The 13,966-nt window shown below is 67.4% G+C and carries 13 protein-coding genes; 5 read left to right on the top strand and 8 right to left on the bottom strand.

What is annotated here, in order from left to right; all coding sequences use genetic code 11:
* Positions 1-214 precede the first annotated feature (214 nt).
* The 4 genes from NA11_RS14060 to NA11_RS14075 form a co-directional block, all read right to left on the bottom strand.
* Entirely contained in the window at positions 215-1,102 is an 888-nt protein-coding gene (locus tag NA11_RS14060) for a DUF8832 domain-containing protein (RefSeq protein WP_069162306.1), read from the bottom strand.
* The gene (locus tag NA11_RS14065) at positions 1,102-1,308 is read right to left on the bottom strand and encodes a heavy-metal-associated domain-containing protein (RefSeq protein ID WP_069162307.1); all 207 of its coding nucleotides are present in this window, start codon (positions 1,306-1,308) and stop codon (positions 1,102-1,104) included. The genes NA11_RS14060 and NA11_RS14065 overlap by 1 nt, the downstream gene beginning before the upstream one ends.
* Positions 1,309-1,398: 90 nt before the next feature.
* A complete protein-coding gene (locus tag NA11_RS14070) occupies positions 1,399-2,220 on the bottom strand; it encodes a CPBP family intramembrane glutamic endopeptidase (RefSeq protein ID WP_167837641.1) in 822 nt (273 codons plus the stop codon).
* A gap of 72 nt (positions 2,221-2,292) precedes the next feature.
* Positions 2,293-2,892, bottom strand: a complete 600-nt coding sequence (locus NA11_RS14075; RefSeq protein ID WP_069162309.1) for a TetR/AcrR family transcriptional regulator — start codon at positions 2,890-2,892, stop codon at positions 2,293-2,295.
* Positions 2,893-2,969: 77 nt separating this feature from the next.
* Here NA11_RS14075 and NA11_RS14080 point away from each other — a divergent pair, with 77 nt between their 5' ends.
* Together NA11_RS14080 and NA11_RS14085 are read left to right on the top strand one after the other, a co-directional pair.
* Positions 2,970-3,722, top strand: coding sequence for an SDR family oxidoreductase (locus NA11_RS14080; protein ID WP_069162310.1), 753 nt, complete (start codon positions 2,970-2,972; stop codon positions 3,720-3,722).
* A gap of 77 nt (positions 3,723-3,799) precedes the next feature.
* A complete protein-coding gene (locus tag NA11_RS14085) occupies positions 3,800-4,735 on the top strand; it encodes a 4-(cytidine 5'-diphospho)-2-C-methyl-D-erythritol kinase (protein WP_069162375.1) in 936 nt (311 codons plus the stop codon).
* Positions 4,736-4,793: 58 nt separating this feature from the next.
* Here the strand turns inward: NA11_RS14085 and NA11_RS14090 are convergent, their stop codons facing one another.
* Positions 4,794-5,687, bottom strand: a complete 894-nt coding sequence (locus NA11_RS14090) for an LLM class flavin-dependent oxidoreductase (protein WP_281196883.1) — start codon at positions 5,685-5,687, stop codon at positions 4,794-4,796.
* Positions 5,688-5,977: 290 nt separating this feature from the next.
* Between NA11_RS14090 and NA11_RS14095 the strand changes: the two genes are divergently transcribed.
* Positions 5,978-7,789: an ABC-F family ATP-binding cassette domain-containing protein gene (locus NA11_RS14095; protein ID WP_069162312.1), complete on the top strand. Its 1,812-nt coding sequence runs from the start codon at positions 5,978-5,980 to the stop codon at positions 7,787-7,789.
* Positions 7,790-7,875: 86 nt separating this feature from the next.
* Here NA11_RS14095 and NA11_RS14100 read toward each other — a convergent pair whose 3' ends face one another.
* Positions 7,876-8,763 (bottom strand): Abi-alpha family protein, encoded by an 888-nt coding sequence (locus NA11_RS14100; protein ID WP_069162313.1) that lies wholly within the window; start codon positions 8,761-8,763, stop codon positions 7,876-7,878.
* Positions 8,754-10,145 (bottom strand): DUF445 domain-containing protein, encoded by a 1,392-nt coding sequence (locus NA11_RS14105; protein ID WP_439957075.1) that lies wholly within the window; start codon positions 10,143-10,145, stop codon positions 8,754-8,756. The genes NA11_RS14100 and NA11_RS14105 overlap by 10 nt, the downstream gene beginning before the upstream one ends.
* A 194-nt stretch (positions 10,146-10,339) precedes the next feature.
* Between NA11_RS14105 and NA11_RS14110 the strand changes: the two genes are divergently transcribed.
* Complete coding sequence (locus NA11_RS14110; protein ID WP_069162376.1) at positions 10,340-11,233, top strand: Abi-alpha family protein; 894 nt, start codon at positions 10,340-10,342, stop codon at positions 11,231-11,233.
* 269 nt (positions 11,234-11,502) lie between these two features.
* Positions 11,503-12,081, top strand: a complete 579-nt coding sequence (locus NA11_RS14115) for a nuclear transport factor 2 family protein (protein WP_281196891.1) — start codon at positions 11,503-11,505, stop codon at positions 12,079-12,081.
* Positions 12,082-12,167: 86 nt separating this feature from the next.
* Here NA11_RS14115 and NA11_RS14120 read toward each other — a convergent pair whose 3' ends face one another.
* Positions 12,168-13,787, bottom strand: coding sequence for a peptide chain release factor 3 (locus tag NA11_RS14120; protein ID WP_439957072.1), 1,620 nt, complete (start codon positions 13,785-13,787; stop codon positions 12,168-12,170).
* Positions 13,788-13,966: the final 179 nt, after the last annotated feature.

Consider the following 13,966-nt stretch of genomic DNA (forward strand, 5'->3'; position numbering starts at 1 on the left):
CAGCAGTCCGCGTTGCAGACTGGTCAGTTTGCGTTGGGGCGGAACGGATTACACAGTTGTGGATAACGTGTCTTTGCCTTCAGGTGGCGCGCCGCGTGCTCGGTGCGGCGCTACCTGTTCGCCGGAGTTGCGTTCAGCGGTGGTGGAGAGAAGGCAGGTGCAGGTCGGTTCGGCGATCCATCGATTGCTCCTGTGCGGCTCGGTGGGCCGCTGGTCAGTGGCCACCGCCGTGCTGGGGCGTGTCACCGGATGTGGATGAGCCTGTGGATGATTCGGCCACGGGTGTTTCCATGGTGAACTCCGCGGTGTGCACCGCGCCGCCGTGCGAGAAGTCTAGATACAGCCGATAAGCGCCCGCACTCGGGGCCTGTGCATGGAATGCCACGTCGGGTCCGGCGGGCGTGCGGCCGATCTCGCCCTCCGGATGGACGTGCAGATAGGCGAGGTCGTTGGCGCGCAAGGCAACCAGATGTGCGTAGGCGCCGAGGTAAGGCGCCAGATCGGTGACCGGAACGCCGTCGCGACTGATCGTGAAGCGCAGCTCGCTCCCCGCGGTGGTCAGCTCGCCTGCCGCCGTCACCTGGTATCCGTCCACCGACGCGGTGCGTGCCGGTGGCGGAAGTGGTTGCAGCTCAACTGTTCCCGCCACGGTGGCGGTGCGGCTGAGCACCGCTGCGATCCCGTCGGTGTCCGACATGAAGTCGGCGAACACCCGGTAGGTGCCAGGCTGTGCCCAGCTCCATTCGATCGACCAGGCGCCTGCGTCGTCCATCGTCGGATGCGCGTGCCGATACTGGGTGCCGTCGGAGCGGACGACGATCAGATGCAGCTTCTTGTCGTGCTGCGTACGAAAGCGGACCACCGGCGCACCATCCGGTCCGGTGATCCGAAAGCGCAGGGTACCGGCTTGATTCGGCTCCGTCGGCGCGGTCAGGTCGGTGAGGGTGTAGCCAGATTGCGCGTCCGACAACCCTGTCGCGGCCTGCTTGCTGTTCGATGCCGGCCCGGCGGGTTCGCCGACCAGGGCGCCGATGCCGAGCGCGACACCGAACAACACGACAAGCGCACCGCCGAAGGCGGCGAACTTCAGCCGGTCCTGCATCAGACGGCGACCTCGTAGCCTGCCTCGTCGACGGCGGCGGCAATGACGGAATCGGTGATCGGCGCTGTGCTGTCGACCCGGACCGCGCCGCTGGCGAGATCCACGTCGACGCTGGTGACGCCGTCGATCTTGCCGATCTCCGTCTTGACGGAGCTCACGCAGTGCCCGCAGGTCATCCCCGTGACGGTGTAGGTGGAACTGGGCATCTGTCGACTCCTTCGCTCTTTCTCATCATACGGGCCGGGGGTACCCCGACACGAACGACCATACCCCCACTGGGTATTGCGCGCAAGGGTTCATCGCCCGCGCCACTCGCGCGCGCCGACGACGCCTGCGGCGACGAAAACCGCTGCGAGCGCCATGAACACGACCTGCGGCCTGCCGAGCGTCGCGTCGCCCGCGCTCAGGTAGAGCCCGATATTGATCAACCAGTGTCCCACCGCGGCGACCGCGACCCGCTGCCAGTAGCTGCCGATCGTGAGCGTGCCGAGGATCACCGCGAACGCCACCGCCGCGACGAAGAACGACACCCCGGTCACCAGCCCGTGGCTGTACGACGGCACATGCCACAGCGCCCAGACCGCGCCGGTCACCGCGATCGCGGTGTAGCGGCGCACCCGGGATTCCAGCAGCGGCTGCATGAATCCGCGCCACCCGATCTCCTCGCCGGTCGCGCCGAGCAGTTGCACCGCGACGAACACCGCGAACGGCACCCCGCCCACCGCGACGGGGCCGACCAGGTCGTGTCCTGTCAGCGTCATCGCCGCGGCGACAAGCAGGCCGAGCAAGACGCATGCCGCCGCCAGGTACCCGAGATTCGCGCGCACCGCGCGCAGCGGTGCCCGCAAGGGCAGGAGCGACGCGATGACCTTGCGCCAGCTGAGCCAGGTGGCCAGCGCGCCGAGTGCGGGGCCGAACTGGGTCAGCGTCAACGCGGCCGGATCGATACCCGAAAGCGATTGCGCCGCAAGCATAGCCACCGTGCACAGCATGGTTGCCAGCACGAAGGTCACGATGATCGTCCAGAAGACGCGGGCCGCTGCCGCGGTCGTTCGCGTCGAGTCGGAGGTGATGTCTGGGGATGATGATCCGGTGGGATGCTGCCAGTGATCTATCACCGGGCGATCGTCGCACGATGCCCCGCTGTTCTCCGTCATACCGCAGTGTCGTTCCCCGCGTTGTGTCGCTCGCTAGTCCACCCGGCCCCAGCCGTGCATGGCCAGCTCGGCAACCTTCTCCAGTTCTGCCCGGGTCGCGCCATCCCTCGACGCCTGCGACATCCCTTGCAGCACAGTCCCGATGTAGCGCGCCATGACGGCCGCGTCGAGTTCGGCAGGCAGGATGCCTGCGTCGATATCGGCCTGGATTCGCGCCGTGAACAACCCGATGTTCTGGTTACGCATCGTCCGTAGCATCTCCGCGACCGCGGTGCTTGTGGTGTTGATGCCCGCGCTGATCACCAGGCAGCCGTGCGGCCAGTCGGGCCGGGTGTATTCCGCGGCCGCCTCGCGCATCGCCCGTCGCATGGCCGCCTCGGCCGTCGGCTCTTCGGCGAGCGCGCGCGGGATGAACAAGCCGTAGCGCGCGCCGTAGGACTGCACCACCTCGTTGAACAGCGTCGCCTTGTCGCCGAAGGCCGCGTAGAGGCTCGGTGCGCCGATGCCCATCGCCGCGGTCAGGTCGCCGATGGAGGTGGCCTCGTAGCCGCGCGCCCAGAACAGCCGGGTGGCCTTGTCCAGCGCGGCATCCCGGTCGAAGGAGCGGGGCCTGCCGCGGGTCGTTGTCACCATCTTCGTATTTTATAGCGAGCGCTAGAGAATGTGCTACTGTCCAGTTCTGTAGTGATCGCTAGAGAAAGGGGCGCACGATGAGCGCACTGGCAGGCAAGACCGCGTTGGTGACCGGAGGCAGCCGTGGCATCGGCCGTGGCATCGCCGAACGGCTCGGACGGGATGGGGCGCGGGTTGCGGTCCACTACAACGGGAACGAGGAGGCGGCCAAGGACACCGTCGCCGCCATCGAAGCCGCGGGCGGCACGGCCTTCGCGATTCGCGCCGAACTGGGTGTGCCCGACGACGCCGTCACGCTGTGGGCCGCCTTCGACGCGCACGCCGATGGCGTCGACATCATCGTCAACAACGCGGGCACCGACGGCATCCGCGAACCGATCGCAGGCACCGACGAGGCCGCATTCGACCGGGTCTTCGCGGTCAACACCAAGGCGCCGTTCTTCGTCACCAAGCTCGGCCTCGACCGGCTCCGCGACGGCGGCCGGATCATCAATATCTCCACCGGCCTCACCCACGGCGCGCACATGCCGGAACTCATCGCGTACACGATGACCAAGGGTGCGATCAACACGATGACCAACGTGCTTGCCAAAGAGGTCGGGGTGCGCGGCATCACGGTGAACGCGGTCGCGCCTGGCATCGTCGACACCGATATGAACGCGTCCTTCCTGAACGACCCGGACACGGTGGCGGCCATCACGGCGATGTCCCCGCTGCGGCGGCTCGCCCAACCCGCCGAGGTCGCCGATGTCGTCGGATTTCTCGCGTCGGAGGACGGCCGCTGGGTCACCGGCCAATGGATCGACGCGACCGGCGGCGCGTTGCTGTGACCGGATGATTGCTGCCGCATGGAAAGGCCGAGGCAGAGGCGCGCGTCCGGCAGAACCACCGGTTAGGCTTGGGCACCGTGCTGTCAGTTGTGCCAAGCCCGATCACCGTGCGCGCACCGTCCAAGGTGAACCTCCATCTCGGAGTCGGTGACCTGCGCGCCGATGGCTTTCACGACCTGACGACGGTCTTCCAGGCGCTGTCGCTCAGCGACGATCTGGAGATCACCCCCGCCGCATCGATGGCAGTGCGGGTCTCCGGCGAAGGCGCCGCCGAGGTGCCGACCGACCGCACCAATCTGGTGTGGAAGGCGGCCGTCCGGCTCGCGCATCTGGCGGGCAGGGCGCCGCTGGTGGAAATCGCCATCGCCAAAGGCATTCCGGTGGCAGGCGGTATGGCGGGTGGCAGCGCGGACGCCGCCGCGGCGCTCGTCGGACTCAACGAGCTATGGGACTTGGGGCTCAGCCGCGACGAACTCGCCGCCGTTGCCGCCGAACTCGGCAGCGATGTGCCGTTCGCGCTGCACGGTGGTACGGCGCTCGGCACCGGCAGGGGCGAGCGGCTGCTTCCGGTGTTGTCCCGCAACACCTTCTACTGGGTGCTCGCGCTGGCCAAGGGCGGGCTGTCCACACCTGCGGTCTTCGCCGAGCTCGACCGCCTGCGCGCACACGGCACGCCGCCGCGGCTCGGTGAGCCGCAACAGCTGATGCAGGCGTTGGCCTTCGGTGACCCGAAACAGCTTGCGCCGCTGCTGGGTAACGACCTGCAGGCGGCGGCGTTGTCGCTCGAGCCGGAGCTGCGCCGGACGTTGCGCGCCGGTGTCAACGCGGGCGCGCTGGCCGGTTTGGTCTCCGGCTCCGGGCCTACCTGTGCATTCCTTTGCGAGAGTGAGGAATCCGCGGTGGCGGTGGCTGCGGAACTCGCAGGGGCCGGAGTGTGCCGTAGCGTCCGAACGGCCAGCGGCCCGGTTCCCGGCGCTCGCGTTCTCAGTAGCGAAACCCCTGGCAAGCGCTGAGTGTGGCACCGCGCCGTGTCGATGAGCACGGTGCCACTGCGGGTGGCTCTTTCGTGATTCAGGCGACCACGTCGGCCAGGCGATCGACCTGGTCGGCATCGCGGCCGTAGCAGTACAGCATCACCTCGTCGGCCCCGAGATCATCGAGCTGCTTGATGGCAGAACGGATCTCGTCGGGAGTGGTGAGCATCCCGGCGAGCATGTAATCGGCGCGACCGCTGAACTCGTAGTAGCCGCCCATCGAGGCGCGGGCGTCCTCGATCAGCCTTGGACTGCCGAGTGCGACGTTGACCTGGGCGACGATGCGGGGCTGTCCGGCACGGCCGTTGTCGGTCCATGAGCGGCGGACGGTGTCGAAAAGGCCACCGGCCCACGAGGGGGCGGCGGCCGCGAGAAAGCCTCCGCCCCAACGGCCTACCCGTTCGAGGGCGGCAGGCTGGAAGCCGCCGAAGAGCAACTCGGGGCCTTCGGCGCGCAGCGGAGCAGGTCCGATCGGGCCGCACTCGTCGCTGTACGGCGCGCCGGACCAGATGCGGCGCATGACCTCGAGCTGTTCGTCGAGGCGACGTCCTCGGGTGCGGAGATCGGTGCCGGAGGCGAGGTGATCGTCCGCGCGGCCGCCGACGCCGAGGCCGAGCACGAAGCGCCCGCCGGACATGCGGTCCAGTGTCGCGGCTTGTTTGGCGAGCAGGGTCGGTTCGCGCAGCGGCGCGATCAGAACTTCGGTCTGCAGCGTGATGCGGGTCGTTGCGCCGGCGAGCAATGCGAGTGCGACGAGTGGTTCGGGGTTGTCGTAGACGAGCCGGTCGAGCAGGCCGAGCGTGCTGAACGGGCCGGCATCGGCGCGACGGGCCCAGTCGAGCAGCCGGGTGGAATCGGAGATGGGCAGGCCAAGGCCGACGTGCATGGAGAACCTCCAGAGCGAAAAGACGGAGTCGTGCCGCCCTCTCACACCTCGGTAGGCCGAGGTGGGGCTCCCATTCTGCGGCTGTGGTTCCGGGGAGCGCCTGTCTGACTAACTATGTTCGTAACGAACGTCGTTCGTCGACTTGACTGTAGACGAACGCCGTTCGTTCCGCAAGTGTTCCGGAATGGGCAGGTGACAACTGGTTTCGGTCGTACATGGGTAACTCGTCGGGTACGTCCAGAACCCGGCCCCGTACGCGCCCGCCGGCCCGGCACGCGCCGTGAGTAGGCTCTCACGGCCGGCAAAAAACGCGGAGAGGCGGGCTAGTAGGTTTCATGTCCAATCTGATCAACCTCGAACAAGTCTCCAAGAGCTTCGGGATCACCCCGCTACTGGACGACGTCTCGCTCGGCGTGCACGCTGGCGAGCGCATTGGGGTGGTCGGTCTGAACGGTGGTGGCAAGACCACCCTGCTCGAGGTGCTCACCGGACTGGAGCCGCCGGACAGCGGACGGGTCAGCCGAGTCGGTGGTCTGCGCCTGGCCGTGGTGACGCAGCGCGGTGTGCTGCCCCCTGGTTCGACCGTCGGCTCGGTGGTGCTCGCCGGTCTGGCCGACGACATCGGGAGCGGTCGGGCGGCGGGTGGATCCGACGATGTCGCCGAACACGAATGGGCCGCCAACCCGCGCATCCGCTCGGTGATGGAGGGCATCGGCATCGCCGGACTCGGCCTGGAGACCTCGATCGACAACCTCTCCGGTGGCGAGCGCCGCCGAGTTGCCTTGGCCGCCGCGCTGGTTCGCGATCTCGACCTGCTCGTCCTCGACGAGCCGACCAACCACCTCGACGTCGAGGGCGTGCAGTGGCTCGCCGAGCATCTGCTCGGCAGGCGCAGCGCACTCGTCGTGGTGACCCACGATCGCTGGTTCCTCGACACCGTCGCCACCAACACCTGGGAGGTCGTCGGCGGCAAGGTGGAGAGCTACGAGGGCGGTTACGGCGACTGGATTTTCGCGCGCGCCGAACGGGCAAGGCAGGCCGATGCTTCCGAGGCACGGCGCGCCAACCTGGCGCGCAAGGAACTGGCTTGGTTGCGGCGTGGCGCGAAGGCCCGCACCTCCAAACCGCGCTACCGGGTGGAGGCGGCCGAGGCGCTGATCGCCGACGTGCCGCCGCCGCGCGACAGTGTCTCGCTGGCCGCGTTCGCACGAAAGCGCCTTGGGCGCGTCGTCATCGAGCTCGAGGACACCACCCTGACCACCCCGGACGGCCGGGAGCTGGTGCGCGATCTGACCTGGCGGCTCGCGCCGGGGGAGCGGGTCGGTCTGGTCGGCGTGAACGGTTCCGGCAAGACGACGCTGCTGCGCACGCTGGCCGGCGATGCGGAACCGGCTGTCGGCAAGCGCATTCAGGGCCAGACGGTGCAGATCGGTTGGCTGCGGCAGGAACTCGACGACCTGCCGACCGATATGCGCGTGCTGGAGGCGGTGCAACAGATCGCGCAGCGAATCATGCTCGGCGACAAGGAGATCTCTGCCGGTCAGTTGGCCGAACGGCTCGGCTTCACGCCTGCCCGCCAGCGCACCCCGGTCGGCGATCTGTCCGGTGGCGAGCGGCGCAGGCTGCAGCTGACCCGCATCCTGATGGCCGAACCGAACGTGCTACTGCTCGACGAGCCGACCAACGACCTGGACATCGACACCCTGCAGCAGCTGGAAGACCTGCTCGACAACTGGGCGGGCACGCTGGTCGTCATCAGTCACGACCGCTACCTGATCGAGCGCATCTGCGATTCGACCTGGGCGCTGTTCGGCGACGGCAAGCTCACCAACCTGCCCGGTGGCATCGATGAATACCTGAAGAAGCGCGCGACGCTCGCCGCCGTCCCGGCCCGCGCAGGCGCCGCGGACGCCAAGTCCGCGCCGGTGACCGATGCCGCCGCCCAGCGTGCCGCCCGCAAGGAACTGTCCAGGCTGGAACGCGCCATCGAGAAGTTCGACGACCGCGAGCGCAAGCTGCACGACGCACTGGCCGCCGCGGCCACCGACCCGGACAAGCTGGTCACCCTCAATGCCGAGCTGAAGCAGGTCGTCGCGGACAAGGAAGCCGCGGAAGAACGTTGGATGGAGCTGGCGGACGGCGCGTAGCCCGTCGCGTGCTCACCCCGCCGCACCGTGGTGCCAGCTGCTGTGCGGCGGGGCGAAGGTCAAGCCGCCTGGGACGTCTGTGTGCGTCAGTGCCCGGCGGCGCGGTCGTCCTGGATCGCCACCGGCAGACAGGTGCGCACGAAGTCGGTGCCGAACCCGGTCAGGGCCACGCTGCGGTAGATGACCTTGGTGCCGAAACCGGAGCGCTTCAACAACTCTCGCACCGTGGTCTGCGCCTCCAGCAGCTGATACCGCTGCGGGTTGCCGACGGGCTCCCGCTCGTGCTCGATCAGGCCGAGCCTGCGCAGGTTGGTCAGATACTGCTGGATCCGGTTCGGGAAGCGCAGCCCGGCCTGCTCGCCGACCAGCGTCAGCATGGACCCGAGGCGTTCCGCGCCGAGCGCGCGCGGCCGCCCGGTGCGGATGTCGATCGAGGGCTGCGGGCCGTCCAGATGCAGGAAGCGCAGCACCCGCGCCTCGTCCGGCGTCAGCTCGGCGAGCATGCCTGCGAACGCCGGATGGTTCTCGTCTTCGTCGTTGGTGCTCGGCGACCACCGCAGCAGCGCGGCGCCCTGCTCGCGCAGCGTGGGAACGGCATGCGCGGCAGGCTCATTCGGGACCTCGGGCAGTCCGAGCGCCTGGCGCATCCGATCGCGCACCTCGGATTCGGCCTCTGCCAGCACTTCTCGCGGCGACACTCCCTGAATGCTGCGCGCGACGACGGTCGAGGTGACCCCCACCGCGGTGCCGAGGCTCCACGCCGTCACGCCGGTGAACGCGCTCCAGGCGACCCTGGCCACGCCGGTGGCCGCACGCACGGTCGCAATGGGAACCGGCACCCGCGAAGGTGATTCGTCGGCCCGCACGATCTCGCTGTCCGGCCGTCGGGCGAGCTCCGTCGACGGCGCGACGGCCTCGGGAGGATGCCCGGCGGCCCCGGCATCGTCGCCAGGGTCGGATTTCGCTACAGCCATGTGGTCGCCACTCCCGTTCCGAAAATCAGGATATGAGCGTATCCGGCGAACAGACCCAACACGCCGCCATGGAGAAAAAGCAGCCACTCGTCCTGCTTGATGGCTGAGCGCAGCATGTCGACGAAGTCCGGCGGCTTCAGCGCCGCCATCTGCCTGGCGATGTACTGGTTGATCTGCCTGCCCTGGCGGACGTTGAACTCGGGGTCGGCGAAGGCGATGGGGGCGATGGCCATCGCCTCGGTGGTCAGCGTCGACTGCAGCGAGTCGTATTCGCGGCTGCCGAGCATGAACTTCACGGCGGGCCTGGCAGGCCCGAGCGCGCGGTCCGCGGCCGGGCGCAGGGTGTCCTCCAGCATCTGCATGGTGCGGTCCGAGCGCGGGCCGTTGAGCAGCTCGTCGCCGATGTTGGCCACCGTCATCACCTGACTGGACACCAATTCGGCGTACCCGTCGGTGATTTCGGATTGGCGCTTGATCAGCAGGCCGCGCCGCCACGGGCACCACCACTTCGGGTAGGCGGGCGCGAAGATCATGTTGATGCCGACCCAGTTGACGGTCCAGCCGATGATCACGCCGCCGATCGGCAGCACCACCAGCGTCGACCAGCCGGTGAGATGCAGGATCGCTACCAGTACGGCGCCCATCGGCGCGCCGAACCAGAAGCCGAAGTTGATCATGAATCGCAACTCTTTCGCACCGAGCACCTGGAACAGTGTGTTGAGCAGTTGCGGCCTTGCCTGGAAGTAACGAATGACCATCTGCTTCACGTCGAGCAGTTGATCAATATTCGCGCCCAATTCATCTGTCAGCTCGCGCAAAATATCCGGAAGTTGCTGCCTGACCCGCGCGTGCACCATCTCGCGCACTTGGGTCGGCAGGTTGTACCAGAGCTGCGGGTGTTCTCGTTTGAGAATTTCTTCGACGATGTCCTGGATCTGTGCGTCGGCGATGCTGGCGAGATGTTCGGCGAGCTTGTCCGGCTCCAGTTCGCGATAAAAGTCGGCGACGCTACCGAGTTTGGCCAGGCCCTTGTCGACCGCGATGCTTGCCATCTTGTCCGCACGCGACGGCACGATGCCCTGCCAGCCGATTCGCCCGTCGTAGCTGAGCAGCGGGAGCACTTGAATTCGTTTGGGCAGGAACGGGTACAGCGCCTTCAATCCGGGTAGCCGGAAACCGTGGAACGCGATCGGCCGGAACAGCATGAGCACGCCGGTCCAGTTGGTGATGTAGCCGATGATCCCCGTGAATAGTGGGATTGTCAGAAGCTCTAGCAGGATTGTCGGGTGGATTCCGAACACACTCTCTAACACGACACCCTCCTGCCGACACACCGGTGACCGCCGCCTCACCGGCACCTCAAAGTAGCACCCCGTCGGCATCGGGACTCTATTGTGATCAGAGGAACTGGGTCCACCTCGAGTGTGCGGACCCACAGTCCCGCATGCGGAGATATCGGTCACAGTGTTTGTCTGCAATGCCGCATCGCCGGAGCCCGGCGGCGACAATGACCAGCGACACAGGGGGCAGTAATCTGTGGGGCGGATTCGTTCACCTGGCGATATCGGAGTATGACGTGGCAGACGACAGGACCGGACAGGACATCACCCGAGCCGGTTCCCGCTCCGTGGAGCGCAGCGCGGATGTCGAACAACGGCAGATCAGCAATGAGGCGCGGCTGATTCGCGGGGTCTTCCGCGCGGCGGGGCTCGCGGCGGGCACCGTGGTGCGGGGTGGGCAGTGGGCGGTCGGCACCACGTTCGAGGTCACCAAGGAGATCACCCAGGCCGCGCTGGACGGCGAATCGTCCGCCGACATCGCGGAGCGGACCGGAAATGCGTTGCGCTCCATAGCTCGTAGCGCGCTCGGCGTCACCGAGGGCTCGGTGCGCGAGATCGTGAGCTACGTGCCGACGCCGAACGGCCCGGCGAACAACCACGGCAGCCAGCAACAGGCCCTCGCCGTCGGCTCCTATCTGCGCTCGGCGAGCACCGACGAGCTACGCAGGCGCGGCGACGCGCTGCTCGCTCGCTCCGCCGACGTGTATTTCACCGAGGACGTGCATCCGGCCTACGACCGCATCCTCGACGAGCTCGCCCCCGACGAGGCGCGCATCCTGCGCTTCATGGCGCAGAACGGCGCGCAGCCCTCGGTCGATGTGCGGACCAACCGGCCGCTCGGCATCGGATCCGAACTGGTGCAGGGTGATCTGACCTCGGTCCCCGAGCAGGCGGGCGTGCGCTACCCGGACCGGTCGCGCCCCTATCTGATCAACCTCAACCGGCTCGGGCTCACGCTGATCTCCGACGACCCGGTGGTGTTGAGCCGATACATGGTGCTCGAGGTGCAGCCGGTGGTCGAGGCGGCACTGAAGAAGGCGGGCCGCGCGCCGAAAATTGTGCGCAAATCGCTGCGCCTCACCGAGTTCGGTGAAGATTTCTGCCGCACCTGCTTCACCATCGGAAACTGACCGCGATCGTCGCGGGCGTCGTTTCTGCCCGGGTCCGTAGTTGATCTACGGGGGAATGTCCGTCGAACAGTGATAGCAATCTGATACAAATCTCGTAATTGGTGTAGCCATCGGGCTTTGGATGGGATTGTTGAGGGATGAATCAGGGAACCGGCGGGCAGGGCCGCGGCGACCCGAGCGCGGGTGGTGGTGGGCCGCAGCAACAGCGGCACAATGACGTGGCAACAGAGCGAAGTACCTCGGCACCGCCCGGCGAACCGGGGATCGAAATCGGCGCGCAGGAGCGACGGACCCGGGGAGCGCCCGTCGACGACCGCAGACTCGATGACATCACCGCGATAAGCAGGTTGAAGTTCCGCTACCTCCGCAGCTTGGACACCAAGTCTTGGGATGAGTTCGCGGACACCATGATTCCCGAGGCGACCGCCACCTACAGCGAGTACCTCCAGTTCGAATCGCGCGACGCGTTTCTCGCGTTCATGCGCAACACCCTCGGCCCGCACGTGATCACCGAGCACCGCTGCGACCATCCCGAGATCGACGTCGACGGCGACAGTGCGATCGGCACCTGGTACCTCGCCGACACCGTGCTCATTCCCGGCCACAACATGCTGCTGCGCGGCGCGGCCTTCTACTCCGACGAATATGTGCGCTGCGACGACGGGCAATGGCGAATTTCGCACACCGGCTACGAACGCACCTATGAAGTGGTGCTCTCGCTCAGCGATCTGCCGAGCTTGCGGCTCACCTCGAGTCGGTGGGGGCTCATCGCCAGAGAGGACGGCATGTCCACCATCGAACGTGACCCCGGCGTGCCGCCGATGCGGCGCGAACCGGAAGCGGGGTAAACCCCCAGCCCTCAGTACCGATGGAGGGCTTCGCTACGCCTACGTGGTGACGCTGCGCTACCTCCTCCGGCGCTGACGCTCAGCCCTCAGTCCGCCGTCGCGACCAAGGGCTCGAGGGTGAGCTTCGGGAATTCCTTCTCGATGTACTGCAGCCGCCATTTGTCGCTGAACAACGCGAGCAGCACCCCGTCGCTGCGCAGGAACACCTCGACGCCGCGCTGCCTGCCGAGCTCGTCGGCCGAGGCGGTGTCGGTGCGCCGCGCCAGCGTGTAGGCCAGGTTCTCCATCCTGGTCTCGACGTTGAACTCGGTCAGCATGCGCGCGGTGACCACCTCGAACTGCATCGGGCCGACGGCCGCGAGCACCGGCGAGGCATCGCCGCGAATATCGTTGCGCAGCACCTGGACAACGCCCTCGGAATCGAGCTGGTCGATGGCCTTGCGGAACTGCTTGTATTTGCCTGCGCTTTCGGCGCGCAGCACGGCGAAATGCTCCGGCGCGAAGGACGGGATCGGCGGGAACTCCACCTTCTTGTCCACGAACAGCGTGTGGCCAGGGGCCAGTGCCGTCGCGTTGACCAGGCCGACCACGTCGCCGGGGTAGGCGGTGTCGACGGTGTTGCGTTCCCGGCCGAACACCGTCAGCGCGTATTTCGTCGCGAACGGGCGACCGGTCTGCGCGTGCGTGACCACCATGCCGCGCTCGAACTCGCCGGACACGATCCGCATGAACGCCAGCCGGTCCCGGTGCGCGGCATCCATGCCTGCCTGCACCTTGAACACCACCGCGCTGAACGGCTCGGTGGTCGCGCGCGGCTTACCGCTCACGTCGTCGCGCGAGCCGGGCGCCGGGGCCAGCGCCACCAGCGTCTCCAGCAGCTGTCGCACACCGAAATTCAGCATCGCCGAGGCATAGATGACCGGGGAGGTCTGCCCGGCGAGGAACAGTTCCTGATCATGGTCCTGCCCGGTCGCCGAGAGCAGCTCGCTCTCCTCGGCCGCGGTCGTCCACGGCTCGCCCTCGCGCGCCTCGGCCTGGGCCGGGGTCAGCGACTCCTCCGGCGCGATGGTCGCGCCGCCCGCGGTGCGGGTGAAGTGGATGTATTCGAGCGCGGCGCCCTCGTCGCCGCGGCGAAGCAGCCCTCGGAAGTCGCCCGCGATGCCGACCGGGAGAAACAGCGGCGTCGGGGTGAGCCCGATCCGCTCGTTGATCTCGTCGAGCAGTTCCAGCGGCGCCTGGCCCGGCCGGTCCCACTTGTTGATCACGGTGATCACCGGGATGCCGCGGTGCCTGCACACCTGGAAGAGCTTGAGCGTCTGCGGCTCCAGGCCCTTCGCGGCGTCGATCAGCATCACCGCGGCGTCGACGGCGGTGAGCACCCGGTAGGTGTCCTCGGAGAAATCGGAGTGGCCCGGCGTGTCGACGAGGTTGATCACGTTGTCGATGTCGGAGCCCTCGGCGCGGTAATTGAACTGCAGCGCGGTCGAACTGACCGAGATGCCGCGCGCCTTCTCCATCTCCATCCAGTCCGAGACGGTCGAGCGGCGCCCGGCCTTGCCGTGGATCGCGCCCGCCTCGGAGATCATCCTGGCGTGCAGCGCTAGTGCCTCGGTGAGCGTCGACTTGCCGGCGTCGGGGTGCGAGATCACCGCGAACGTACGCCGTCGGGAAACCTCGGCGGGCAGTCCCTCAGGGGAGGCGGTCAACAGAACAACCTTTCACAGACGTCCGATCGGCAACCGCTCTAATCTACTGGATCGATATGGCCGCGACACGACCTAGTCTGACCACCCGATTCCATCTGCGCATAACCCTTGCGGTACAGTGTCCGGGTTGTCTCGGCGAGGGTGACCGCAGACCAGATTTGCGTTCACCGTGATCGACG

The organism is Nocardia altamirensis NBRC 108246, assembly GCF_001612685.1.
GTDB classification, from domain to species: domain Bacteria; phylum Actinomycetota; class Actinomycetes; order Mycobacteriales; family Mycobacteriaceae; genus Nocardia; species Nocardia altamirensis.

What these genes read in the sequence shown, in the direction of transcription:
- NA11_RS14075 (WP_069162309.1), bottom strand. Translation starts at nt 2,892, where the DNA reads ATGGTGACAACGACCCGCGGCAGGCCCCGCTCCTTCGACCGGGATGCC.
- NA11_RS14080 (WP_069162310.1), top strand. Translation starts at nt 2,970, where the DNA reads ATGAGCGCACTGGCAGGCAAGACCGCGTTGGTGACCGGAGGCAGCCGT.
- NA11_RS14100 (WP_069162313.1), bottom strand. Translation starts at nt 8,763, where the DNA reads ATGGCTGTAGCGAAATCCGACCCTGGCGACGATGCCGGGGCCGCCGGG.
- NA11_RS14065 (WP_069162307.1), bottom strand. Translation starts at nt 1,308, where the DNA reads ATGCCCAGTTCCACCTACACCGTCACGGGGATGACCTGCGGGCACTGC.
- NA11_RS14095 (WP_069162312.1), top strand. Translation starts at nt 5,978, where the DNA reads ATGTCCAATCTGATCAACCTCGAACAAGTCTCCAAGAGCTTCGGGATC.
- NA11_RS14060 (WP_069162306.1), bottom strand. Translation starts at nt 1,102, where the DNA reads ATGCAGGACCGGCTGAAGTTCGCCGCCTTCGGCGGTGCGCTTGTCGTG.
- NA11_RS14105 (WP_439957075.1), bottom strand. Translation starts at nt 10,145, where the DNA reads ATGCCGACGGGGTGCTACTTTGAGGTGCCGGTGAGGCGGCGGTCACCG.